The organism is Variovorax sp. 770b2 (assembly GCF_900115685.1).
Lineage (GTDB): Bacteria > Pseudomonadota > Gammaproteobacteria > Burkholderiales > Burkholderiaceae_C > Variovorax.
Genome location: NZ_FOXJ01000001.1, coordinates 2,010,512 through 2,034,477, shown reverse-complemented (window position 1 = coordinate 2,034,477; position 23,966 = coordinate 2,010,512). Strand labels below are relative to the sequence as shown.

General features: G+C 69.4%; 24 protein-coding genes and 1 riboswitch. Of the genes, 18 read left to right on the top strand and 6 right to left on the bottom strand.

Annotation, left to right across the window (positions count from 1 at the left end; genetic code table 11):
* Positions 1 to 63 precede the first annotated feature (63 nt).
* Together BM133_RS09280 and BM133_RS09275 are read right to left on the bottom strand one after the other, a co-directional pair.
* Positions 64 to 1,125, bottom strand: coding sequence for a phenylacetaldoxime dehydratase family protein (locus tag BM133_RS09280; RefSeq protein WP_093433193.1), 1,062 nt, complete (start codon positions 1,123 to 1,125; stop codon positions 64 to 66).
* An 18-nt stretch (positions 1,126 to 1,143) separates the two neighbouring features.
* Complete coding sequence (locus BM133_RS09275; RefSeq protein ID WP_093433192.1) at positions 1,144 to 2,178, bottom strand: carbon-nitrogen hydrolase family protein; 1,035 nt, start codon at positions 2,176 to 2,178, stop codon at positions 1,144 to 1,146.
* Positions 2,179 to 2,355: 177 nt separating this feature from the next.
* Here BM133_RS09275 and BM133_RS09270 point away from each other — a divergent pair, with 177 nt between their 5' ends.
* Positions 2,356 to 3,327: an AraC-like ligand-binding domain-containing protein gene (locus BM133_RS09270; protein ID WP_093433190.1), complete on the top strand. Its 972-nt coding sequence runs from the start codon at positions 2,356 to 2,358 to the stop codon at positions 3,325 to 3,327.
* Between the two features lie 14 nt (positions 3,328 to 3,341).
* Here BM133_RS09270 and BM133_RS09265 read toward each other — a convergent pair whose 3' ends face one another.
* The 4 genes from BM133_RS09265 to BM133_RS09250 all read right to left on the bottom strand — a co-directional run bounded on the left by BM133_RS09265 (position 3,342) and on the right by BM133_RS09250 (position 5,518).
* Positions 3,342 to 3,767 (bottom strand): universal stress protein, encoded by a 426-nt coding sequence (locus BM133_RS09265; RefSeq protein ID WP_093433189.1) that lies wholly within the window; start codon positions 3,765 to 3,767, stop codon positions 3,342 to 3,344.
* A 93-nt stretch (positions 3,768 to 3,860) separates the two neighbouring features.
* Positions 3,861 to 4,682, bottom strand: coding sequence for a sulfite exporter TauE/SafE family protein (locus BM133_RS09260; RefSeq protein WP_093433187.1), 822 nt, complete (start codon positions 4,680 to 4,682; stop codon positions 3,861 to 3,863).
* A 282-nt stretch (positions 4,683 to 4,964) separates the two neighbouring features.
* Positions 4,965 to 5,297, bottom strand: coding sequence for a cell division protein ZapA (locus tag BM133_RS09255; protein WP_093433185.1), 333 nt, complete (start codon positions 5,295 to 5,297; stop codon positions 4,965 to 4,967).
* Positions 5,294 to 5,518, bottom strand: a complete 225-nt coding sequence (locus BM133_RS09250) for a DUF904 domain-containing protein (RefSeq protein ID WP_093433184.1) — start codon at positions 5,516 to 5,518, stop codon at positions 5,294 to 5,296. Before BM133_RS09250 ends, BM133_RS09255 begins: the two co-directional genes overlap by 4 nt.
* A 115-nt stretch (positions 5,519 to 5,633) precedes the next feature.
* Here BM133_RS09250 and BM133_RS09245 point away from each other — a divergent pair, with 115 nt between their 5' ends.
* The 17 genes from BM133_RS09245 to BM133_RS09165 all read left to right on the top strand — a co-directional run bounded on the left by BM133_RS09245 (position 5,634) and on the right by BM133_RS09165 (position 23,911).
* On the top strand, positions 5,634 to 7,232 hold the full coding sequence (locus tag BM133_RS09245; RefSeq protein ID WP_218158352.1) for a flavin monoamine oxidase family protein: 1,599 nt from the start codon (positions 5,634 to 5,636) through the stop codon (positions 7,230 to 7,232).
* A 25-nt stretch (positions 7,233 to 7,257) separates the two neighbouring features.
* Positions 7,258 to 7,677 carry a c-type cytochrome gene (locus tag BM133_RS09240; RefSeq protein WP_256219104.1) on the top strand — a complete coding sequence of 140 codons (420 nt, stop codon included), beginning with the start codon at positions 7,258 to 7,260 and terminating at the stop codon, positions 7,675 to 7,677.
* Between the two features lie 68 nt (positions 7,678 to 7,745).
* A complete protein-coding gene (locus tag BM133_RS09235) occupies positions 7,746 to 8,279 on the top strand; it encodes a RidA family protein (protein ID WP_218158351.1) in 534 nt (177 codons plus the stop codon).
* A gap of 49 nt (positions 8,280 to 8,328) precedes the next feature.
* Positions 8,329 to 8,596, top strand: a riboswitch (cobalamin riboswitch).
* Positions 8,597 to 8,698: 102 nt separating this feature from the next.
* Positions 8,699 to 10,633 carry a TonB-dependent receptor domain-containing protein gene (locus BM133_RS09230; protein ID WP_093433181.1) on the top strand — a complete coding sequence of 645 codons (1,935 nt, stop codon included), beginning with the start codon at positions 8,699 to 8,701 and terminating at the stop codon, positions 10,631 to 10,633.
* Positions 10,618 to 12,042 (top strand): cobyrinic acid a,c-diamide synthase CobB, encoded by a 1,425-nt coding sequence (locus BM133_RS09225; protein WP_093433179.1) that lies wholly within the window; start codon positions 10,618 to 10,620, stop codon positions 12,040 to 12,042. Before BM133_RS09230 ends, BM133_RS09225 begins: the two co-directional genes overlap by 16 nt.
* On the top strand, positions 12,032 to 12,607 hold the full coding sequence (locus BM133_RS09220) for a bifunctional adenosylcobinamide kinase/adenosylcobinamide-phosphate guanylyltransferase (protein ID WP_093433178.1): 576 nt from the start codon (positions 12,032 to 12,034) through the stop codon (positions 12,605 to 12,607). Before BM133_RS09225 ends, BM133_RS09220 begins: the two co-directional genes overlap by 11 nt.
* On the top strand, positions 12,607 to 13,476 hold the full coding sequence (locus BM133_RS09215) for an ABC transporter substrate-binding protein (protein WP_093433176.1): 870 nt from the start codon (positions 12,607 to 12,609) through the stop codon (positions 13,474 to 13,476). The genes BM133_RS09220 and BM133_RS09215 overlap by 1 nt, the downstream gene beginning before the upstream one ends.
* Positions 13,477 to 13,502: 26 nt before the next feature.
* Complete coding sequence (locus BM133_RS09210; RefSeq protein WP_093433175.1) at positions 13,503 to 14,513, top strand: FecCD family ABC transporter permease; 1,011 nt, start codon at positions 13,503 to 13,505, stop codon at positions 14,511 to 14,513.
* Positions 14,510 to 15,283 carry an ABC transporter ATP-binding protein gene (locus BM133_RS09205; RefSeq protein ID WP_093433173.1) on the top strand — a complete coding sequence of 258 codons (774 nt, stop codon included), beginning with the start codon at positions 14,510 to 14,512 and terminating at the stop codon, positions 15,281 to 15,283. The genes BM133_RS09210 and BM133_RS09205 overlap by 4 nt, the downstream gene beginning before the upstream one ends.
* Positions 15,284 to 15,294: 11 nt before the next feature.
* Positions 15,295 to 15,864: a cob(I)yrinic acid a,c-diamide adenosyltransferase gene (gene cobO, locus BM133_RS09200; RefSeq protein WP_093433171.1), complete on the top strand. Its 570-nt coding sequence runs from the start codon at positions 15,295 to 15,297 to the stop codon at positions 15,862 to 15,864.
* A 5-nt stretch (positions 15,865 to 15,869) separates the two neighbouring features.
* Positions 15,870 to 16,559 carry a 5,6-dimethylbenzimidazole synthase gene (gene bluB, locus BM133_RS09195; RefSeq protein WP_093433169.1) on the top strand — a complete coding sequence of 230 codons (690 nt, stop codon included), beginning with the start codon at positions 15,870 to 15,872 and terminating at the stop codon, positions 16,557 to 16,559.
* Entirely contained in the window at positions 16,559 to 17,032 is a 474-nt protein-coding gene (locus BM133_RS09190) for a MotA/TolQ/ExbB proton channel family protein (RefSeq protein WP_093433167.1), read from the top strand. The genes bluB and BM133_RS09190 overlap by 1 nt, the downstream gene beginning before the upstream one ends.
* Before the next feature lie 73 nt (positions 17,033 to 17,105).
* Positions 17,106 to 17,471 (top strand): DUF2149 domain-containing protein, encoded by a 366-nt coding sequence (locus BM133_RS09185; RefSeq protein WP_093433165.1) that lies wholly within the window; start codon positions 17,106 to 17,108, stop codon positions 17,469 to 17,471.
* Positions 17,468 to 21,529 (top strand): cobaltochelatase subunit CobN, encoded by a 4,062-nt coding sequence (gene cobN, locus BM133_RS09180; RefSeq protein WP_093433163.1) that lies wholly within the window; start codon positions 17,468 to 17,470, stop codon positions 21,527 to 21,529. The genes BM133_RS09185 and cobN overlap by 4 nt, the downstream gene beginning before the upstream one ends.
* A gap of 9 nt (positions 21,530 to 21,538) precedes the next feature.
* Positions 21,539 to 22,546, top strand: coding sequence for an adenosylcobinamide-phosphate synthase CbiB (gene cbiB, locus BM133_RS09175; RefSeq protein ID WP_093433162.1), 1,008 nt, complete (start codon positions 21,539 to 21,541; stop codon positions 22,544 to 22,546).
* On the top strand, positions 22,543 to 23,553 hold the full coding sequence (locus tag BM133_RS09170) for an aminotransferase class I/II-fold pyridoxal phosphate-dependent enzyme (RefSeq protein ID WP_093435203.1): 1,011 nt from the start codon (positions 22,543 to 22,545) through the stop codon (positions 23,551 to 23,553). Before cbiB ends, BM133_RS09170 begins: the two co-directional genes overlap by 4 nt.
* 4 nt (positions 23,554 to 23,557) lie before the next feature.
* Positions 23,558 to 23,911 (top strand): CidA/LrgA family protein, encoded by a 354-nt coding sequence (locus tag BM133_RS09165; protein ID WP_093433160.1) that lies wholly within the window; start codon positions 23,558 to 23,560, stop codon positions 23,909 to 23,911.
* Positions 23,912 to 23,966 lie beyond the last annotated feature (55 nt).

Genomic DNA, 23,966 nt, shown 5'->3' with positions numbered 1-23,966 from the left:
TTGCCTTGCGGCCTTGAGAAAGAGGGGGCGAATCCTAAGGCAATCCCGCGCGTCGAATTTTTCTCAGGCCGCAGACAGCCCGTTCATGAGCCCGCTGCGCGCGTGGCAGTTGATGTATTCGTAGCTCTGCTCGTCGGCCTTGAGCACCGACACCTCGTGGTACACGCGCAGCTGCAGCTGGAAATTCAGCGCCTGCACATAGCGCATGAAGCTGCCGAAGATCGCGACGTGCGTGGGATGCGATTCGGCCCAGCGCTCCATGTCGGCGAGCGAGCGCCAGTAGCTCAGGCCGAACGACTTCTGCAGCGGCGCGCCCTTCGCGTCGAGGTGGTGCATGTAGCGGTTGCTGTAGCAGCCGATGGACAGGCCCTGGTCGCGCAAGAAGTCCATGCCTTCGCGCAGCACCGGCTCCATCTCCTCCAGGTAGAGCGTGCGCTCCTGGCCGGCGGTGTCGGTCCATTCCTGGCCGGAGCGGATCATCGCGATGTTCTCGTGGCCCGCGATGCGCACGCGCTGGCCCGGTGCCGGCGCGCCGGCGATGACCGCGCGCGTGCCCGAGGGCGACAGCGCATCGGTCTGCGAAAGCGGGATGCGGTCGCGCATCGACCCCCAGTAGCCGTGCTCCTGCAACTCACCGCTGACCTCTCCCATCACCACGCCGACGCCCTCGAAGCGGTCCGGCGTGTTGAACATGGTCTCGAAGTGCTCGACGCGCGGCGAGGCGATTTCGCGGAAGTAGCCGAGGCCCTCCGCGAGGCGCTCGTCGGAGCGCCACCATGCGTTGATGGCGGGCGTCGCGCTCCAGCGTGCGAAGGCCGCGGCGTCGTCCCAGTAGGCGATCGCGACCATGTTGTCGAAGCCGTCGGCATCGACGCAGTGCGTGAGGTCGTGATGGCCCGGCCCGTCGGGCAGCGCGAAATCGCGCGCGATCTTCATCAGCGCGGCGCAGGCGCGGCCCTGCATCTGGGGGCCGCGCGACTGCACGCCGAAATAGCCCATCACCACCTGCGTCACCGAAGCCGGTGCGCGGGCCGACCAGACGGGGTAGGGCGGCGTGTAGTCGTCCTCGACGCGGCGGTGCCGCGTGCGGGGGCATTTCAGGTGCTCGGCAATGGCGGATTCCATGGCGGGGCTCCGGTGCGGTCAGGCCGCGAGCTGCAGGCGCGGCTCGGTGCCCGCGGCCACGGCTTCGGGTGCGCTGCGATCGGGCTCGGGCGTGCGCTGCAGCACCACGGGCTCGCGGCGCGTCTTGTTGAGCAGCAGCTGCGTGACATCGGGTCGCGAGTAGTGCCCGCTCGGGTCGCCCGCCGCCTTGGCGAGCGAGATCATGCCCAGGTCGATGTCGGCGATCACCAGGCCCTCCTGGTCTTCGGCCAGCGGCGTGCCGAGCGGCGAGCCGTCGGGTGCGTAGATGCGCGCGAAGCCGCCGCCGGTGCGCAGCATCTGCTGCTTGCCGGCATCGGTGCACATCAGCTCGCTCATCGCGGGCGAGACGGTGGCGCACGGCGCGATCACGAAGCATTGGCCCTCGGCCGCGTACACCTGGCTCGCCGCGTTGTTGACCTCCGGCCCGAGCGCGTAGGCAGCGCCGCGGTAGAGCGAGAAGCTGGGCCACGCGCCGCAGTGGATCTGCTCGTTCTGCGCATACATCGCGTATTTGCTGAGCGGCTGCAGGTGCTCCCAGCACGAGAGCGAGCCGACGTTGCCGATGGCCGTCTCGGCCACCGCGAGGTCGGCGCCGTCGCCTTCGCCGAACACGGTGCGCTCCACGTGCGTGGGCTTGAGCTTGCGGCGCGTCTGCACGGTGTTGCCCTGGTCGTCGAAGAGCGCCTGCGCGATGTAGAGGCTGCCCGCGGCCTTCTCGCTGTAGCCGAGCGACACCCAGATGCGATGCTTGCGTGCGGCCTCCTTGATGCGGTCGAACTCGGCCGAGCCGACCACCAGCGAGTTGTCGTGGTAGCGCTGCACGAACTGCATGCCCCAGGCGGGCGAATCGAGCCAGATCCACCAGGGATAGCCGGGCACCCAGGTCTCGGGAAAGGCGATGAGCTTCACGCCCTGGCCCGCTGCCTGGGCCATGAGCTCGATGGTCTTGTCGATGGTGCCGTCGAGGTCGAGGAACACGGGCGCGGCCTGAACGGCGGCGACGCGGAGCTTGGGATGAACGGTGGTGGGCATGGCGGGCTTCCGGAGGTGATGGTGGTGGGGTGGATGAAACAACTTCGCACACCCCCAACGCGGGTTTGCGCGGTGGCATGCGGGTTGCTTGAAGCGTAGATTCGCCGCCGCGGAACGCCTTGATCCGAACTGGCGGCGTTCTTGTTCCAGCGTTGCATGCGCTTTCCGGGGACCCCCATGAACCAGTTGCTCAGCACCGATGCCGTGGCGCGCGACCAGCGCCTGGCCTACTGGACCGACATGATCTGCAACGTCTACGTGCAGCTCGGGTGCGACCCGGTGCGGCCGGACGACATCGGCCGCTTCGAAGGCAGCATCCGCCAGCACTCGCTGCCCAGCCTGGACGTGTCGGTGGTCAGGTCGGGTCCGCAGAAGGTCATGCGCACGAGCGGGCACATCGCGCGCTCGGGCGACGACTATTTCCTCGTGAGCATCCAGGCCGAGGGGCGCGGCGTGGTGCGCCAGGACGGGCGCGATGCGGTGCTCTCGGCCGGTGACTTCGCGCTGTACGACAGCACGCGGCCTTACCAACTGCTTTTCGACGACACCTTCGAGCAGATCGTGCTCAAGCTGCCCGGCGAGCGCCTGCGCAGCGAACTGCGCGACACCGAGGCGCTGACGGCCACCACGGTGTCGGGCAAGGAGGGCGCGGGGCATCTGCTGCTGGGCATGATCCGCACGCTGCGGGAGGACATCGACACGCTGCAGCCCGCATCGGCGCTGGCCGTGGCCAACGGCGTGCAGAGCATCCTCGTGGCGGGCCTGCAGACGCTGCCGGCGGCGCGTGCGCCGTCGCTCAGTAACCTCACGGCGTACCACCTTGCGCGCGTGAAGCGGTGCATCGACGAGCAACTGGCCGATCCGTCGCTCTCGGTGGGCAGCATCGCGGCTTCGCTCGGGGTGTCGGCGAGCCACATCCACCGCGTCTTCAAGAGCGAGCCGCTGACGCCCTCGCAGTACATCTGGGAGCGCCGGCTCGACGCCTGCAGCCGCGACCTGCTGGAGCCGCGCCTGGCGGGCAAGCCGGTGGGGGAGATCGCGTATGGGCGCGGCTTCAACGATGCGGCGCATTTCAGCCGCGCGTTCCGCGAGCGCTTCGGCTGCTCGCCGCGCGAGTGGCGGCACCCACAGGTGCCGAGGGCGCAGTAGCAGCCGGGCGCTTGCTACTGGACCAGCAGCACCGAGATGTCGGTCTCGCCGATCACCTTGGTCGCCACCGAGCCCATCAGCGCGCGTCCGAAGAGGCCGTGGCCGTGGGTGCCGAGCACGATCAGCTCGGCCTGCGCGGCGGTGGCCGACTTGAGGATTTCCTCGGCCGCATGGCCGTGGCGCTTGTCGATCGTGTAGTTGCCCACACCCTTCTCGGCAAGAAGCGCCTTCACCGGATCGAGCACCTTGGCGCTCTCCTCGGCGTAGTACTCCGTCACGATCTCCTTGCTCAGGTGCCGCGTCACGTGGCCCGAGATGCCGGTGCACACGTGGACCACGATGAGCTCGTGCCCGTCCACGAACATGGCGCGGTTGGCGACGAGGTAGTCCAGCGCCTTGCGGGTGTAGGCGCTGCCATCGACGGCGATGAGGATTTTCATGAAACCGTTATACGGCTGCGACCTGTGGGTCGCAACGGGTCTCACCCGAGAACCGAAGGGCTATTTCCAGCCCCGTGCTTTCCAACCCGTGCCTCAGCCTTGCAGGCCCTTCCAGAGCATGTAGGCGGCGAGCAGGTAGAGGATGCTCGCGAACACCCGCTTGAGCTTCTTCACGGGCAGCGTGTGCGCGGCCCTGGCGCCCAGCGGCGCGGTGAACACGCTGCACAGCGCAATCACCACCAGCGCCGGCAGCCAGATGTAGCCGAAGGAGCCCGCGGGCAGGCCCTGCACCGACTGGCCGCTGATCGCATAGCCCATCACGTTGGCCACCGCGATGGGAAAGCCCAGCGCCGCGCTCGTGGCCACCGCGTTGTGGATCGAGATGTTGCACCACGCCATGAACGGCACGCTGATGAAGCCGCCGCCCGCGCCCACCAGGCCCGAGATGAAGCCGATCACGCCGCCGGCCGCGAGCTGGCCGCCGGTGCCCGGCATCTGGCGCGTGGGCTTGGGCTTCCGGTCGAGGAACATCTGCGTGGCCGAGAAGCCCACGAAGAGCGCGAAGAAGATGGCCAGCGCCGTGCCCTTGAGCAGCGCGAATACGCCCAGGCTGCCGGCCAGGCTGCCGATCACGATGCCGGGTGCCAGGCGCTTGACGATGTCCCAGCGCACCGCGCCGCGCTTGTGGTGCGCGCGCACGCTGGAGACCGAGGTGAAGATGATCGTGGCCATCGAGGTGGCGATCGCCATCTTCACCGCGAGATCGGACGATACGCCGCGGTGACCCATGATGATCGTGATGAACGGCACCATCAGCATGCCGCCGCCGATGCCCAGCAGGCCCGCGAGAAAGCCGGTGCCCAGGCCGAGCGCGGCCAGTTCAAGAATCAGGAGGGGGTCGAGGAGATCGGTCACGTTGCAGGTCTTCGGACAAAGCAACGGCCCCGAGCAGTGTGTGCTGGGGGCCGTGCCAATGGAAAAAGGTGTCTGCAAGTGGGCGCCGAACCCGCATCCTGAACCAGGGTTCAGGTGGGCGAGGGCAGCAAGACTTCGGGTTCATCTGACGCGAGATGATCACACCCGTCGAGCGATGTACCAAGCCCGGCTCCGGAGAGCATTGGAACAAGGAAATATTAAGCCCGACGCGCACCGCAGACAGTTCGGATTTTACGCTCCGTATGAGTCCATGGTGTTCATTCAGAGCAAATGACCATCGCCGGCCAGCGCCTGATCGAGCTTTTGAATGAGCTGGGCGGCCTTGGCATCGACTTCTCCGGGCTCGGTCGTGGCACGCACGGGCGCAGCGGCAGGCGCGGCAACCGCAACCGACTGTTGTGCCGCCAGGTCGAAGGCCAGGTTCAGCGAGGCCAGCACCGCGATGCGATCGCGCGCCTTGACTTTTCCCGCATCGCGGATCTTGCACATGGCGGCATCCACGCGTTCGACCGCATCGCGCAACTGCGGCTCGCCGCCGTCGGGACAGCCGAGCAAATAGCTCTGGCCCATGATCTGTACTTCTATCTGCTTCATGCGGTGGAGTCTTCGGGAGGTGGTTCGGCCGGCAGCCGCTCGAGCAGCGCGTCGAGGCGCGTGCGTGCCGCGGCGAGCCGCGACTTGAGCCCGTCGCGTTCGCGCGTGAGCGCATCGACCTGTTCCTGGAGCAGCGCATTGGTGCGCTGTACCTCTTCGTGACGCACGAGCATGCGTTCCACACGCTCGGCGATCTGATCGATGGGGCTGGAGGCGGGCATGGTTGGCGATTGTAGTTTCCCGGGGAATGGGGCCCGCCTGCAGGGCGCGCGGTGCCTTGTCTGGCATGGATTCTGCTGCCTTCGCAGTGGCGTTTCAAACATTTATAGCCACTCCATGACCACGAAGAACAACACTCTATTCAGCCGGCGCGACCTGCTCGCGCTCATCGGCAAGACTGCAGGTGGCGGCGCGATGTACCAGGCGATGACCTCCCTGGGTTTCGCTGCCGAGTCCAACTACGGCGGTCCTCCGAAACTCGATGGTGCAAAGAAGGGCGCTTCGGTGCTGGTTCTTGGTGCGGGTCTGGCTGGCATGGCCGCTGCGCTCGAACTGCGCGCCGCGGGCTACTCGGTGAAGGTGCTCGAGTTCAGCCAGCGCGCGGGTGGCCGCTGCTGGACGCTGCGCGGTGGCGACACCTTCACCGAGCTCGGTGGTGCCGCGCAACAGTGCGGCTTTGCGAAGGGCGAGTACTTCAACCCGGGTCCGTGGCGCATACCTTTTCATCACCACGCGGTGCTCGGCTACTGCAAGCGGCTGGGCGTTGCGCTCGAGCCTTTCATCCAGGTCAACTACAACGCGCTCGTGCATTCGAGCAAGGCCTATGGCGGCAAGCCGCAGCGCTATCGCCACGTGCAGGCCGACTACCAGGGCTATGTGGCCGAGTTGCTCGGCAAGGCGACGCAGCAGGGCAACCTCGATGCGGCGCTGACGAAGGAAGACAAGGAAAAACTGCTCGAAGGCCTGCGCCGCTGGGGTGCGCTCGACACGCAGTTCCGCTATCGCGAAGGCCCCATCGGCAGCGACCGCCGCGGCTATGAAGTCGATGCGGGCGGCGGCCTCATGCCGCTGGCCAAGCCATCGAAGCCGCTGGACATGAGCGAGCTGCTGCAATCGAACCTTTGGCGTTACATCGCGAGCGGCCAGGACTACGAATTCCAGAGCGCGATCTTCCAGCCCGTGGGCGGCATGGACATGATCGCCAAGGCCTTCCAGAAAGAAGTCGGCAGCCTCATCCGCTACGGCGCGAAGGTCACCAAGATCGAGCAGAACGACCGCGGCGTCACCGTCACCTACACCGACGAAGCCAAGGGCGGCGCGGTCACGCAGGCCAAGGCCGACTGGTGCCTGTGCACCATTCCGCTGTCGGTGTTGAGCCAGATCGACATCCAGGTCGGCGCCCCGATGCAGGAGGCGATCAACGCCGTGCCCTATGGCGCCTCGGTGAAGGTGGGCCTGCAGTTCAAGCGCCGCTTCTGGGAAGAAGACGAGCACATCTACGGCGGCATCAGCTACACCGATTTGCCGATCTCGCGCATCTCGTACCCCTCCACGCGCTACGGCGCCAAGGGCAAGGCGGTGGTGCTGGGCGCTTATGTGTTCGACGGCCCGAACTCCTACGAATTCACCGCGATGGCGCCCGAGGAGCGCGTGCGCCGCGCGGTCGAGTTCGGCACGCAGCTGCATCCGCAGTACGCGCGCGAGTTCGACAACGGCATCTCGGTCGGCTGGCACCGCGTGCCGGGCTCGCACGGCTGCTACGGCATGTGGACCGACGAGACGCGCCAGAAGCACTACAAGAACCTGTGCCAGGTCGACGGGCGCATCGCGCTCGCGGGCGAACACGCGTCCTACATTCCGGCCTGGCAGGAGGGCGCGCTGCTCTCGTCGCTCGATGCCATCCAGCGGCTGCACGCCCGCGCCGTGGCTGCATGAACGCAGAGTGAAGGACACACCCACCATGAACAACACTCTCACGACTTTCAAGCGCGCACTGCTTGGCCTTTCGCTCGGCGCATTGGCCTCGATCGGCGGGCATGCCTTCGCGCAATCGCCCGAGCCCGCGTTCTCCGTCGGCCCCCGGTTCCAGGAGAGCTCGGGCGAATCGATCTACCGCGCCACCTGCCAGGCCTGCCACATGGCGCAGGGGCAGGGCGCGAAGGGCGCGGGCGCCTACCCGCCGCTCGCATCGAACCCGCGCCTGGCGAGCGCGGAGTACCCGCTCTACGTGGTCATCAACGGCCAGAAGGGCATGCCCGCCTTCGGCAAGATGCTGAGCGACGAGCAGATCGCCTCGGTGGTCGGCTATGCGCGCACGCATTTCGGCAATCAGTACCCCGATGCCATCTCCGCGGAGAGCGTCAAGAAGCTGCGGCCTTGACCTCGTTGCGGCATCCGGCAGATCTTTCATCCATCCACTATCTACCACCCAGCAGAGAGACAACACGCATGACCATGACCCACTTCACCCAGACAAAGCAACTGGCGCTCGCCGCCGCCCTGTTCGCAGCCGGCACCGGGGCGGCGCACGCGGCCGACGAAGTCATTCGCCACCGCATTCCGAACTCCACCTTTCCGATCTCGGCCGCGGTCGAGGTGCCGTCTTCGCTCACCAACGTGTATCTCTCGGGCCAGGTGCCGCCGCTGCAGGATGCGGCCGCGCCCAAGAACACAGCGGCGGCCTACGGCGGCGACACCAAGGGCCAGACCGTCGGCGTGCTCAAGGCCATCGAGAAGAGCCTCACGGGCCTGGGCCTCACGATGGGCGACGTGGTGAAGATGCAGGTGTTCCTGGTGGGCGATCCGGCCAAGGACAACAAGATGGACTTCGCCGGCTTCATGGAGGGCTACACCCAGTTCTTCGGCACCACGGCGCAGCCGAGATTGCCGGTGCGTTCGGCAATGCAGGTGGCGGCGCTGGCCAACCCGGCCTACCTGGTCGAGATCGAGGTGATGGCCGTCCGCCCGGCCAAATCGAAGTAGCCCAAGTTGCGGCAGCCACAACTTTTGGCTTAGCGCCGCGGCCACAGGGCCTAAAATCCCGCCCGTTGGTGCTCGCGCCGTGGTTCGCACGGCGCAGTTCAACGGGAAGCAGGAGTGAACGCCCCCGAGATCCGGAAGCCCCGGACATCGGACCAAGGCCGAAGCCGCCTGCGCTGCCCCCGCAACGGTCAAGCAGACGACGCCGCAAGGCGCCACCCCTTTCCATCCAGCCACTGGGCGCCCTGAAACAGGTGCCTGGGAAGGCGGCAGGGGCCGTTCTGCCAGCCCGGATACCGGCCAACAAGGCGGCTGCCGCATGCAATGAACCGATGAAACGGTTCGTGCCTGGGGCGGTCATTGCGCCCCGAGGCGCCGGCGGGGAGGCCGGCCAGGGGCATTGACGTTCGTTCGGCTGATCCATGACTTCCTGCGTTTCTCTTTCCCGCGGCCGCGCTCCTGCGCGCCGTCATCTTGCGTGCCTGCCGCTTGCCTTGGCCTCGGCCTTCGGCGGCCTGTCACTGATCCCGCTGTCCGCGCTCGCGCAGGAAGCAACGCCCGCGCTGCCCCAGACGGTGGTCACGGCCAACCGCACGCCGCAGCCGCTGTCGGACCTGGTGGGCGATGTCTCCATCATCGACCGCGCGACCATCGAGCGCAGCGGCGCGACCGGCGTGGCCGACGTGCTGGCGCGCCAGCCGGGCATCGAGATCACGCGCAACGGCAGCGTGGGCAACACCACCAGCCTGTTCATCCGCGGCGCGGAAACGCGCTTCACCGCGGTCTACCTGGACGGCGTGCGCATCGACTCGCAATCCACTGGCGGCGCCGGCTGGGAAAGCATTCCGCTCTCGCAGATCGACCGCATCGAAGTGCTGCGCGGCCCGGCCGCCGCGGTGTACGGCTCGGACGCCATCGGCGGCGTGATCCAGCTGTTCACCAAGCGCGGCGAAGAGGGCGTCTCGCCCTATGCGGGCATCGGCTTGGGCAGCCACGGCCTGCGCAAGATCGAAGGCGGCGTGAGCGGCAAATCGGGCCTGTTCGACTACTCGTTCGGCGTCGCGCACGAAGAGAGCAAGGGCTTCAACGTGCAGCCGGCCGACAAGCGCACGCCCTCCAAGGACGGCTTCACCAGCCCCGACCGCGACGGCTACCGCAGCACCTCGGGCAACCTGAAGCTGGGCTTGCAGATCACGCCCGACCAGCGCATCGACGCCACCCTGCTCCAGAGCAACATCGAGGCAGGCTACGACGCCTCGGTCAGCTTCAGGACGAAGCCGCCGATCCTGTTCAAGAACGACGTCTCGACCAACACGCTGCGCACCGCGGGCCTCACGTGGTCGGCCAAGTGGAACGACATCTACAGCACCCGCGTGCAGGTGACCGACTCGCAATCGGTCTACAAGACGCAGCCCTCGTTCTATCGCACCGAGACCAACCTGCGCGGCTACCTGTTCCAGAACGAATTGCGCTTCGGCCCGCACCTGGTGACGGCCACGCTGGAGCGCCGCGAAGACGGCCTGGAGAACGCACCCACCACCTCGGCCAAGCTGTTCTCGCGAGACCGCTCGCAGAACGCGCTGTCGCTGGGCTACGGCTTCGTGCAGGGCCCGCATTCGCTGCAGCTGCACGTGCGCCGCGACAAGGACAGCGAATTCGGCGGCAAGACCACCGGCAGCGCCGCCTACGGCTTCGCCATTCTTCCGTCGCTGCGCTTCACCGCATCGGCCGGCACCGCCTTCCGCGTGCCCACGCTCTACCAGCGCTTCAGCGAATACGGCATCGCCACGTTGCGTCCCGAGGACAGCCGCAACGTCGAGCTGGGCCTGAACTACGCCAAGGACGGCACCACCGCCGGCATCGTGGTGTACCGCAACCGCGTGCGCAACCTGATCAACTTCGTGGGCACCGCCAGGGGCTGCGCCTCGTCGTTCGGCTGCTACACCAACGTGAACCGCGCCACCCTGCAGGGCGCGACGCTCTCGGCCAGCCAGCGCATCGGCGACGTCACGCTGCGCGCCTCGCTCGACGTGCAGGACCCCAAGGATGCCGACACCGGCAACCTGCTCGCACGCCGCGCCAAGCGCCACGGCACGCTGGGCGCCGACTGGCGCGTGGCCGGCTGGACGCTGGGCGCCGAGGTGCAGGCCTCCAGCCAGCGCTACGACGACACGGCCAACACCGTCAAGCTCGGCGGCTACACGCTGCTGAACCTGTCGGCCAGCACGCAGATCACGCGCGACCTGAACCTCATCGCCCGCATCGACAATGTGGGCGACAAGGACTACCAGTTCGCACGGCTCTACGCCAACGGGGGCCGCAGCGCCTACCTCGGCCTCAAGTGGACACCGCAGTAAACGACCGCTCGCCACGACACGCCGCCGCAGCCACCTGCGCCGCGGTGCTGATCGCCGCGCCCGCCTCGGGGCAGGGCAAGACGACGGTGGCCGCCGCGCTCGCGCGGCTGCATGCACGGCAGGGCCGGCGCGTGCGCGCCTTCAAGTGCGGGCCGGACTTTCTCGATCCGCACTGGCTGGCGCTGGCCACCGGTGCGCCCGTGCATTCGCTGGACCTGTGGATGACGGGCGAGGCCGATTGCAGGGCGCGCCTGCATGCCGCGGCGGCCGAAGCCGACCTCGTGATCGTCGAAGGCGTGATGGGTTTGTTCGACGGCACGCCGAGCGCGGCCGACCTCGCGGAGCGCTTCGGCCTGCCGGTGCTGGCCGTGATCGACGCGCATGCGATGGCCGGCACCTTCGGGGCGCTGGCCCATGGCCTGCAGAGCTTCAGGCCCGGCCTGCCGTGGGCCGGCGTGCTGGCCAATCGCGTGGCCAGCGAGCGGCACGCAGGCATGCTGAAGGACGCGCTGCGGGAGCCCTCGCAATGGATGGGCGCCTTGCCGCGCGATGCGAGGTTCGCGTTGCCCGAGCGGCACCTGGGCCTCGTGGGCGCGGGCGAACTCGACGACGCGATGGCGCGGCTCGATGCGGCGGCCGATGTGCTGGCCGAAACGCCGCTGGGCCGCTTGCCGGTCGCCGAGCTGCCGCAAGTGCGCTTCGATGCGGCTGTGGTGGAAGACGCGGCCACCACGCAACTGCTGGCGGGCCGCACCATCGCCATCGCACGCGATGCGGCGTTCTCCTTCATCTATCCCGCCAACCTCGATGTGCTCTCGGCACTCGGTGCGCGGCTCGCGTTCTTCTCGCCGCTGGCGGGCGATGCGTTGCCGGCCTGCGATGCCGTGTGGCTGCCGGGCGGCTACCCCGAGCTGCATGCCGAAGGCCTGTCGGCGAACGAACCGATGCGTGCCTCCCTGGGGGCGCACGTCGCCGCGGGCAGGCCCGTCTGGGCCGAGTGCGGCGGCATGATGGCGCTGTTCGATGAACTGGCCACGCACACCGATGCAGCGCCGCAGCACATCCATCGTCTCTGGGGTTTGCTGCCCGGCCGCGTGACGATGCAAAAGCGCCTCGCCGGCCTCGGTCCCCAGCAACTCCAGTTGGGAAGCCACACCCTGCGCGGCCATACGTTCCACTATTCGAGCTGCGACACGCCGCTCGTGCCCTCCGCCCACACCGCCCGGCCCGGCGCCACGCAGGCCGTCGGTGCGCGGGGCGGCGAGGCCTTCTATGTGCACGGTCCGGTGCGGGCCAGCTATTTCCACGCATGGTTCGCCTCCAGCCCGGAAGCCACGGCGCGGCTCTTCGGTGCGATGCCGATCGAGCTGGGCCACGACGCAGCAAAGGAAGAGATCGATGACCGTTGAGCACGAATTCATCCTCGGTGGGCAAAAGAGCGGCAAGTCGCGCCGCGCCGAGCAGCGCGCGGCCGACTGGCTCGCCGCCGCGCCCGGCACCCACCGCGCCGTGCTGATCGCCACCGCCCAGGCCCACGACGACGAGATGCAGGAGCGCATCGTGCGCCACCAGGCCGACCGCGCCGAGCGCGTGCCCGGCATGCGGACCATCGAGGAGCCGGTCGAGCTCGCGCGCGCCATCGTCACCCAGAGCGCGCCCGAGACGCTGGTCGTGGTCGACTGCCTCACGCTCTGGCTCACCAACCTCTTGATGCCGCTGCGCACCGAAGCCGCACGGCCGGTGACGCGCACGCCCGCGGCGCACGCCACCATGCTGCAGATCGCGCTGCGCGAGGCGCGCGGGCCGGTGGTGCTGGTGGGCAACGAGATCGGCCTGGGCGTGATTCCGCTCGGCCGCGAGACGCGCGCCTTCGTCGATGCGCTGGGGCGGCTGAACCAGGATGTGGCCGCAGCCTGTGGCCGCGTGACGCTGATGGCCGCCGGCCTGCCGCTGAGCCTGAAAGCACCCGCCTGATGAAGCTGCGCCGGATTCCATCGATCGCCGCCGCCATCGGGCTGTCGCTGTGCGCGCTCGCCGCGCACGCCTTGGACGTGGTTGACGAACGCGGCACCACGGTGAGCCTGCCGCAGCCGCCGCAGCGCATCGTCTCGCTGCTGCCGTCGCTCACCGAATCCGTCTGCGCGCTCGGCGCCTGCGAGCGGCTGGTAGGCGTGGACAACTATTCCAACTCGCCGGCGGCAGTGCGCGCCTTGCCGCAGATGGGCGGCGGCATCGAGCCCAATGTGGAAGCCATCGTCGCGCTCCGGCCCGATGCGGTGCTGCTGGCCAAGTCGTCGCGCGTCACGCAGCGGCTCGAGGCGCTGGGCCTGAAGGTATTGGTGCTCGAACCCAAGAGCCACGCCGACGTGCAGCGCGTGCTCGACAAGCTCGACCAGGTGCTGGGCACCCACGAGGCGCCGCGCGTGTGGCGCGTGATCGATGCGAGCGTGTCGGCCGCGGCGCAGTCGGTGCCTGCGAGCGCGCGGGGCAAGCGGGTGTACTTCGAGGTCAACAGCACGCCGTATGCGGCGGGCGAGTCGTCGTTCATCGGCGAGACGCTCGCGCGGCTGGGCATGAAGAACATCGTGCCCGCGAAGCTCGGGCCGTTTCCCAAGCTCAACCCCGAGTACGTGGTGCGCGCCAATCCCGACCTCATCATGGTCAGCGTGCGCAGCGCGCAGGGGCTGGAGCAGCGGCCCGGCTGGGGCGGCATCCGCGCGGTGCGCGAAGGCCGCATCTGCCGCTTCGACGCGCTGCAATCCGACGTGCTCGTGCGGCCCGGTCCGCGCATGGACGAAGCGGCGCGCCTGATGGCGCAGTGCCTGGTGGACAAGGGCCAGTGAACGCCGCGCACATCCATACCGCGCACATGCACACCGCGCACCTGCGCCGCGTCGTGGTGTTCGGCACGGCACTGCTGGTGCTGGGCGTCGCGCTGCTGCTGTTCGGCCTGGGCATCGGCAGCACCGGCTTCGAGAGCCTGCTGGCCGCGCGGCACGACCCGGTGGCGCTGCAGATCGTGTGGGACATCCGGCTGCCGCGCACGCTCGGCGCGTGGCTTGCGGGCGCGCTGCTGGGGCTCGCGGGCGCGGTGGCGCAGGGGCTGTTCCGCAATCCGCTGGCCGATCCGTATCTGCTGGGCAGCGCCTCGGGCGCATCGCTGGGCGTGGCGGTGGCGCTGATGCTCTTCGGCGGTTCCGCTGCGAGCACGCAGTGGGTGATGCGGCTCGGCCTCACCGGCGCGGCCTTCATCGGCGCGGTGCTCGCGGTGCTGCTGACGCTCACGCTGGCGCGCGGCGTGCAGCAGACGCTGCGGCTGCTGCTCGCAGGCGTGATCGTCGGCGTGGTGCTCGGTGCGGCGAAAGACCTGATCACCATCGCCTCGGCCGACATCCTCCAGGCCATCCAGGGTTTCATTCTCGGCAGCACCGGCCTGGTCGGCTGGAGCGCCTGCGCCGTGATGGGCGCTGTCTGCGCGGTGTGCCTGCTGGCGGCGTGGGCGCTGGCGCCGGTGCTCGATGGGTTGGCGCTCGGCGAGGCGACCGCGCGCAGCCTCGGCCTGCCGCTGGGCGCCATGCGCGCGGCGCTGGTCGTGGTGCTCGCGCTGGCCACCGGTGCGGCCGTCGCGCAGACCGGCCTGATCGCCTTCGTCGGCCTGGCGGCGCCGCACCTCGTGCGCTCGGTGGTCAAGACCACGCACGCGCGGCTGATCGTGCTGGCGGCGCTGATGGGCGGCCTGCTGCTGATGGCGGCAGATCTCCTGGCGCGCTGGCTGATCGCGCCGCAGGAACTGCCGGTGGGCGTGCTCACCGCGGTGCTCGGTGGCAGCTACCTGCTGTGGCTGATGCACCGGCGCGCCGCGCGTGGAGGCCTGGCATGAGCGGCACAGCCATCGAAGCGCGCCGCATCAGCGCCACGCTCGGCGCGACCGAAGTGCTGCACGGCATCGACCTCGCACTTTCGTCCGCCCGCTGGACCAGCATCGTCGGCCCGAACGGCGCGGGCAAGTCGACGCTGCTCAAGGCGCTTGCGGGCCTGCTCGCGCACCGGGGCGAGGTGCGGCTCTTCGGCGAGGCGGAGGGCAAGATCCCGGCCCGCATCCGCGCGCAGCGCCTCTCGTGGCTCGGCCAGAGCGGCACGGGCGAGGCGAGCGCCGACGACCTGATGGTCTACGACGTCGCCATGCTTGGCCGCCTGCCGCACCAGCGCTGGCTCGCGGCCCCGAGCGAGGCCGACCGCGAAGCCGTGGAGCGGGCCCTGCGCAGCACGCAGGCCTGGGACTGGCGCGACCGGCCGCTCGGCCAGCTCTCGGGCGGCGAACGCCAGCGCGTGCTGCTCGCCCGCGCCCTCGCGGTCGAAGCGCAGGTGCTGCTGATGGACGAGCCGCTCGCCAACCTCGACCCGCCGCACCAGGCCGACTGGATGCAGACCGCCCGCACGCTCGTGGCCGAAGGCCGCACCGTGGTCAGCGTGCTGCACGAGCTGCCGATGGCGCTGGCCGCCGATGAAATGGTCGTGATGGACAAGGGCCGCGTGGTGCACCACGGCGGCTGCGACGACCCGGCCACCCACACCGCGCTCGAACAGGTGTTCGACCACCGCATCCGCGTGCACCGCGTGGCGGACCAGTGGATCGCGCTGCCGAAATAAGGAACACACACATGCAGATCGAAACTCCCCCCAGCGAAAAGCCCTACGAGAAGCCCGAGGGCGAACGCCGCGGCATCGTCATCGTCAACACCGGCGACGGCAAGGGCAAGAGCACGGCCGCATTCGGCCTCGCGCTGCGCGCCCACGGCCGCGGCAAGGCCGTGAAGATCTACCAGTTCATGAAGGTGCCCTCGGCACGCTTCGGCGAGCACCGCATGTTCGAGCAGATCGGCATTCCGATCGAAGGGCTGGGCGACGGCTTCAGCTGGAAGAGCCAGGACCTCGAACGCTCGGGCCAACTGGCGCGCGACGGGTGGGAGAAGGCGAAGGCGGCGATCCTCTCGGGCGAGTTCTTCTTGGTGGTGCTCGACGAGATCACCTACCCGCTGATCTACGGCTGGCTGCCGCTCGAAGGCGTGCTCGAAACGCTGCGCGCGCGGCCCAGGCACGTGCACGTGGCACTCACGGGGCGCCGCTGTCCACCCGAGATCATCGAGCTGGCCGACACCGTGACCGAGATGACCATGGTCAAGCACGCGTTCAAGGCCGGCATCCCGGCGCAGCGCGGCATCGAGGATTGAGCGCGATGGCGCAGCACGCATTCGCGGCCGACGAGACGAGGGCGGTGTACCGCGCCATCCGCGAGCGGCGCGACATGCGGCACTTCGCGGGTGGCGCGGTCGCGCCCGACGTCCTGCGCACGCTGCTCGAAGCGGCGCATCACGCGCCCAGCGTCGGCTTCATGCAGCCGTGGCGCTTCATCCGCATCCGCGATGCCGCACTGCGCCATCGCCTGCACGATGCGGTCGAGCGCGAACGCGTGCTCACGGCGCGCGCCCTCGGCGAGCGCGAAGACGAATTCATGCGCCTGAAGGTGCAGGGCCTGCTCGATGCGGCCGAGTTGCTGGCCGTGTCGCTCGCCGATGGCCGCGACAAGCACGTGTTCGGCCGCCGCACCCTGCCGCAGATGGACCTGGCCTCGGCCTCCTGTGCGATCCAGAACCTCTGGCTCGCGGCGCGTGCCGAAGGGCTGGGCATGGGGTGGGTGTCGCTGTTCGATCCGGCCGAATTGAGCGCCTTGCTCGGCCTGCCCGAAGGCGCCGAGCCCATCGCCTTGCTGTGCCTGGGCCCGGTGCACGATTTCTACGAAGAGCCGATTCTGCAGCGCGAACGCTGGTCGAAGCGCGAACCGCTCTCGGCACTGGTGTTCGACGAGCGCTGGGGCCAGCCGTCGGACCTGTTTTCCCTTACCCCGTCTTCCGTGGAAACCGCCTGATGCTGGCCTTCGATACCGTCCTCTTCGAGATCGCGCGCCTGTTCCTCTGGCCCGTGACGCTCGGCGTGCTGCTGTCCTTCGTCTATGCGGTGTATTGCCTCGGCGCCTTCGGCATCGAGTACCTGCAGCGCCGCCGCGACCCCTCGCGCGTGCTGGCGCTGCGGCGCCATGCCGATGCGAGCCAGGAGCAGATGGAGCTGGTGGTGCTCAAGCACCTCGAAGGCGTGCGCCTGTGCAGCCGCGTGGCGCCCATGCTCGGGCTCATCGCCACCATGATCCCGATGGGGCCGGCGCTGGTGGCCGTTGCGTCGGGCGAATCGCACGGCGTGGCGCAGAGCCTTGCGCCCGCGTTCGCCGCGGTGATCGTGGCGCTCGCCTCGGCCTCGATCACCTTCGTGGTCTACACGGTGCGTCGCCGCTGGCTGATGCGCGAACTGGTGATGGTGCTCGATGCGCGGGATCGCTTGTCATGAGCGCCGCGCCGGGCCGCCCCGAGCAAGCTCGCTCCCGCTTGGCGGGAAGGCGCGCAGCGCCAAGGGTGCACCGATGACCCGTCGTCAGTTCTCGATCCTGAGCAGCCTGGACACGGACGACGACGACCCGGTGCTCTCGACCATCAACCTGATCGACGTGTTCATGGTGGTCATCGGCATGCTGATGATCGCGGTCATCAACAACCCGATGAACCCGTTCGCGCAGGACAAGGTGACGATCATCCGCAACGAGGGCAAGCCGGACATGGAGATCATCACGCGCGAAGGGCAGAAGGTCACGCGCTTCAAGGCCAGCGGCGCGACGGGGCAGGGCGACGGCGAGAAGGCCGGTACGGCCTGGCGGCTGAAGGACGGCACGATGGTCTATGTGCCGGCGGACGCCGTTCCGGCAGCTTCGGCGGTGCAGGGCGGGAAGTGACGCGCCTCCTCGCCTGGCTCTTGCTGATGGCGCTGGCGTTCTGCGCACACGCCGAGCCGGACGAGCCTTCGCGCATCGTGGTGCTGAGCACATCGCTGGTGTCCCCGGCGCGCGTGGTGCGGCTGCAGGAAGCGGCGCACGAAGCGGGGCTGCCGCTGCAGGTGGTGTCGGCCGCGAAGGATTCGCCTGAAGCGCTGGCAGCGGCCCTCGACGGCACGCGGCTGCTGGTGATCGATGCGCCACACATCAGCGTGGCGCAGGCCGCGGCGGCGCGCTTCGGCGATGTGGTTTCGCGCAGTGCCGTGCCGTATGTGCTGATCGGCGAGTTCGCGCTCGTGGCCAAGGGGCAAACCTCCAGCGCCGCGCCGCTCGCTGCCGAACGCGGCGTCGATGCGGCCTGGGCACAGCGGTTGCGGGCGTACTGGCGGTTCGCGGGAGCGGCCAACCTGAAGTCGGCGATGAAGGCGTTGGCGCAGATCGACGACGTGAACGGACTGCCGCCACCCGTGCCGACGCCGCTCTCGGGCTTCTATCACCCGCGCTGGCCGCGCATCGAGACCGGCCTCGCGGCAGTGGACAAGCTGCCCGGCACGACCGGAACCGTCGCCATCGCCATCAACGGCGCCACCGTGACGGGCGACGACACCGGCTGGCTCGACACGCTGATCGGCGCACTCGAACAGCGCGGCCTTCGCGCCTACGCCTTCTACGGCCCACGCCAGCAGAAGGACCTGTTCTTTCGCATGACGCACGCGGGCGATGGGGACGGGCGCCGCGTGGCCGACCTGATCGTCAACGCCGCGCTGGTCTTCACGCCGAACGAGCGCAAGGCCGAGCTGGAGCGCATCGGCGTGCCGGTGCTGCAGACCCTGCCGTCGCTCGCGATGGACGCTACCCAGTGGGCCGCAAGCAAGGACGGCCTCGCGCAGACCGACATCGCCTCCTACTACAGCCCGAGCGAACTGGCCGGCATGACCGACCCGATGCTCGTGAGCGCGCGCGATGCCGCCGGCGGCACGCTGCAGCCGCTGCCCGCGCAGATCGACGCGGTGGCCGGCAAGGCCGCTGCGCTGCTGCGGCTGCAGCGCACGCCGGCCGCGGACCGGCGCGTCGCGCTGCTGGTCTACAACTACCCGCCGGGCGAGGCGAACTTCGGTGCGTCGTTTCTCAACGTGCCGCGCAGCGTGAACCACATGCTGGCGGCGATGCAGTCGGCGGGCTACCGCACCGAGATACCCGGCGCGGACGCGCTCATCGCGCAGGTGCAGGCGACCATGAAGGCCTACTACCCCGTCGATGGCGGCGATGCGTTGCAGCCGCTGCTCGACAAGGGACTGGCCGATTCGCTGCCGCTGTCGCGCTACGTCGCGTGGTTTCGCGCACTGCCGGTGGAGACGCAGCGCCGCATCGAGACCTACTGGGGGCCACCGGAGAAATCGACGATGCTGCGGCCCGTCGCGGGCGAGCAAGCCTTCGTCGTCCCGCGCGTGCAGTTCGGCAACGTCGTCGTGCTGCGCCAGCCGCCGCGCTTCGAGCCCGGTACGCAGGTGGCGGGCAAGGCGGAGCAGGTCTACCACCGCTCGGCCATTCCGCTGAGCCATGGCTACCTGGCGACGTACCTGTGGCTGCGCACGCAGTTCGGCGCGAGCGCGGTCGTGCACGTGGGCACGCACGGCACGGTCGAATGGTCGGCCGGCAAGGAGCGCGGGCTCTCGGTGCAGGACGATCCGCTGCTCGCGCTCGGCGACCTGCCCAACGTCTACCCGTACATCATGGACAACCTCGGCGAGGCCACGACCGCCAAGCGCCGCGGCCGCGCGACGATGGTGAGCCACTCGACACCGATGTTCGCGCCCGCGGGCTTTCGCCCCGGCGTGCAGGCAATGCATGAGCGGATGCACGACTGGGAGACGCTGTCGCCCGGGCCGGTGAAAGCCGCGATGGAAAAAGAGCTCGCCGCGGAGTTCGTCGAACAGCACTACGACCGCGACCTGAAATGGACGCCCGCACGCATTCGCGCCGACTTCGCCGGCTTCATCGCGGTGCTGCATCCGTACCTGGACGAACTGGCGCAGACCGCGCAGCCGCTGGGCCTCGCAACCTTCGGGCAGGCGCCGGATGCGGAGCGTCGCCGCATGACGATCCTGCAGATCCTTGGCAAGCCGCTGGCCGAGGCGCTGGGCGAAGACGTCGATGAGGCCTTCCTTGTCGATGCGAAGAACATCGCGGCTTCGCGCCTCGCACGATGGGTCGAAGTCGCGGTCAAGGATGCCGATACCGCGAGCGCAATGGGCGCGGATGCCAAGGCGCTGCGAACCATGGCCCTGCGCGCGCAGAAGATCGACGCCGCACTCGCGCACAACGAAGAAATCGAAGGCCTGCTCACCGCGCTCGACGGCCGCTACCTCAAAGCCAGCTACGGCGGCGACCCGGTGCGCAATCCCGACAGCCTGCCGACCGGGCGCAATCTCTACGGTTTCGACCCGAGCCGTGTGCCGACGCGGGCCGCGTGGGACATCGGCGTCGCCGCGATGGACGCATGGATCGCCGAACACGCCAAAGGCCACGCCGGCAAGCCGCCCGAAAAGATCGCCTTCACCCTCTGGGCCGGCGAGGCCTCGCGCCATCAGGGCGTGATGGAGAGCCAGGCCTTCTACGCCATGGGCGTGAAGCCGCGCTGGGACGAGGCAGGGCGCATCGCCGGCATCGAGGTGCTGCCCGCATCGGCGCTGAAGCGGCCGCGCATGGACGTGCTGGTCAGCGTGACGGGCTCGTACCGCGACCAGTTTCCCAACGTGATGCGCTGGCTCGACGAGGCGGTGCAGCAGGTGGCCGCGCTGGACGAGCCCGGCAACGCCGTCGCGCGGCACAGCAACGCGCTGGCCCGCAAGCTGCGCGCGGAAGGCGCCACGCCGGCCGAGGCGACGCGCTGGTCGACCGCGCGCGTGTTCTCGAACGAGCAGGGCAGCTACGGTGCCGGGCTCGAAGAAGCTGCGCTCGCGAGCGATGTGTGGGCTTCGCAGCGCCGCGGCGGTGGTGATGCGCAGATGGCGCGGCTCTACATGGACCGCATGGGCCACGCCTACGGGCAAGGGCTCGACGGCGTGGCGCGGCCCGGCGCCTACGCGGGCAACCTCGCGCAGGTCGATGCGGCGCTGATGGCGCGCACGTCCAATCTCTACGGCGTGCTCACCAACGACGATCCGTTCCAGTACCTCGGCGGCATCGCGCAGGCCGTGCGCCAGCTCACGGGCAAGGACCCGGCGCTGTACGTGCAGAACCTGCGCGACGGCGGCGCGGTGCGCACCGACACCGCCGCCGGCGCCATCGCGCGCGAAATGCAGACGCGCTACCTGCACCCGCAATGGATCCAGGCGCAGAAGGCCGAGGGCTACAGCGGCACGCTGCAGGTGCTCAAGACCGCGCAGTTCCTCTGGGGCTGGCAGGTCACCGCGCCCGGCACGGTGCGCCAGGACCAGTGGCAGTCGCTGCACGACGTGTACGTGCGCGACAGGTACAGGCTGGGCACGCGCGAATGGCTGGAAGGCGACAACCGCGCGGCCTTCGCGCAGACGCTGGAGCGCATGCTCGACGCGGTGCGGCTGAACTACTGGGCGCCCGATGCCGCGACGCGGCGCGAGCTGGCGAAGGCTTACGCCGAGGCCGTTCGCGCCACGGGCCTGCGCGAACGCAATACGGCGGTGCAGCGCTTCGTGCAGGCGGAACTGGCACCGCGGGCTGCCGCGCCCGTGGAAGTACGGGACGTGCGGGAAGCGCGGGAAGCGCGGGAAGCGCAGAGGGCGCCCGTGGCTACGCCGCTCTCCGCGCCTTCGCCCGCACCGGCACCCGACGAGGCCGCCCCCGCGCAAGACAGCGGCACCCAGCACGTGGCCGGCCTCAAGCTCGAACCCACGCCCGACGAGGCACCGCCGCCGAAGGCCGAGACCGTGGTGCTCCGCCTCTGGGTCGCGTTCGGCGCGGCGCTGCTCATCGCGCTCGGCGCCTTCGCGCAGTGGCGGCGCGGCCGGGCGCGGCACCCGGCTGCCGTCGCTGCCTGATTCGCGAGAATGACGGCGCCCATGCCTGCCTTTTCTTTTTCTTTCTCCTTGGCCTTCGCCCATGCCCTCGTCGCCATCGCGGCGCTCTGGCTCGCGCTGGCCATCGACCGCTGGCTGGGCGAGCCGACGGCGCGCTTGCATCCCGTGGTCTGGATGGGGCAGTACCTCGGCTGGGTCGGTTCGCGCATCGCGCCCCGGCCCCACCAGGTGAAGCGCGTGGACCTGCCGCTGTTCTTCATCGGCGCGTTGACCTGGTGCATCGGCGGCATGGCGGTTTGGTGCGCGGCGTTGCTGCTGCAATCGCTCGTCACGCTGCATCTCCCCGCATGGGCCGCGGCCGCGCTGCTGGGGCTGTTGTTGAAGCCGCTCTTCGCATGGCGGATGCTGCGCGACGAAGTGCTGGCGGTCGAGGCGGCGCTGGCCGTGTCGCTCGATGCGGGCCGGGCGCAACTGGCCCGGCTGGTGAGCCGCGATGTCTCCATGCTGAGCGAACGCGAGGTGCGCGAGAGCGCGATCGAGTCGCTGGCCGAGAACCTCAACGACTCGCTGGTGGCGCCGCTGTTCTGGTTCGTGCTGCTCGGCCTGCCGGGCGCGGCGCTCTACCGCTTCGCCAACACGGCCGATGCGATGTGGGGCTACCGTGGCCTCCGCAACGGCCGCGACTGGACCTGGCTCGGCAAATGGGCCGCGCGCGCCGACGATGTGCTCTCGTGGCTTCCCGCGCGCATCACCGTGCTGCTGCTGGCACTGGCGGCATGGCAATGGCCAAGAGACCTGGGGCGCGAGGCGCGCCGCACACCGTCGCCCAACAGCGGCTGGCCGATGGCCGCGATGGCGCTGCTGGTCGGCGTGCGGCTTGCCAAGCCCGGGGTCTACACCTTGAACGGCGAGGGGCGCAAAGCCGCGGCGGCAGACACGCAGCGCACCGCCGTGCTGGCCGGCAGGGCGGTGCTGGCGTGGGCGGTGGTGGCGTCGGTGGCGATCCTTGCGATCTTTTCGATGGCGAGATGGCCATGACACTCACCAGTGCCCTGCATGGCGGCCCCGACGAGACCGGTGCGGCGCCGCACGACTTCTCGACCAACGGCAACGCGGTGGGCGCGTGTCCGGCAGCGGTGGCCGCGTTGCGCGCGGTCGACGCTGCGCACTATCCCGACCCGCGCTACACGTCGTTGCGCGAAAGGCTCGCTGCTTTTCATGGCGTCGGGGGCGAGCGCCTCGTGATCGCTGCGAGCGCGAGCGAATTCATCCATCGCATCGGTGCGGCCGTCGCGCAGGGCGGTGGCCGGCAGGTCTGGCTGCCGGCGCACAGCTACGGCGACTACGAGCGTGCGGCACTGGCGTGGGGGCTGCAGGTGCTGCGTGCGCCGGAGCCGTATGGCGAAGCGGCGTTGCACTGGTGTTGCGAGCCGTCGAGTCCGTTGGGGCAGGCGCAGGACGATCTCCCACTGCACGCCGAGGCCGGCAGCACCTGCGTTCTGGACATGGCCTACGAACCGCTGCGCCTCGAAGGCCGGGCTTCGCTCGATGCCGCGCAGCGCAACCGCGTCTGGCAACTCTGGACGCCGAACAAGGCCATGGGCCTCACCGGCATCCGCGCCGCCTACGCGATCGCGCCCGACGACGCCGCCGCCGCGCCCCTGATGCAGCGGCTCGAACGGCTCGCACCGTCATGGCCGCTCGGCACCCACGGCGTGGCGCTGCTCGAAACATGGACCGGCGATGAAGCGCAAGCGTGGCTCGCCGAGAGCCTGCGGACCCTACGAAGCTGGAAGGCGCAGCAACGTGCGCTCTGCGAATCGCTGGGCTGGCAGTGCCTGCCCAGCGACGCCAATTTCTTCTGCGCCCGCACCGACGCGCCTTACCCTCGGCGCGCGGCCGCGTTGCGCGCCGGCGGCATCAAGCTGCGCGACTGCGCCTCCTTCGGCCTGCCGGGCCACGTGCGCCTGGGCGTTCTGCCGCCGCAGAGCCAGCAGGCGCTGAGGGAGGCCTGGACACGCGCAGCCGCTTGCACCGAAGATTGAAACCATGCTCTACGCCATCACCTCTCTCTTCCTTTGCCAGCTGGCCGGCGAACTGCTCGTGCAGTGGCTGGGCCTGCCGATTCCGGGTCCGCTGATCGGCATGGTGCTGCTCTTCATCGCGCTGCTCGTGCGCGGCGGCGTGCCGCAGGCGCTGACCGACACCTCGGGCCACTTGCTGCGCAACCTGATGCTGCTGTTCATTCCCGCCGTGACCGGCGTCATGCTGCATTTCGAGCGGGTGGGGCGCGAGTGGCTGCCGTTCCTGGCGGCCGGCATCGTCGGCGCGGCCTTCACCATGACCGTCACCGCGCTCACCTTTCGCTGGATGATCCGCATCACCGGAAAGAACGCGGAATGAGCGCCGCGCCGGGCCGCCCCAAGCAAGCTCGCACCGCAGCGCGAAGCGCGGAGGT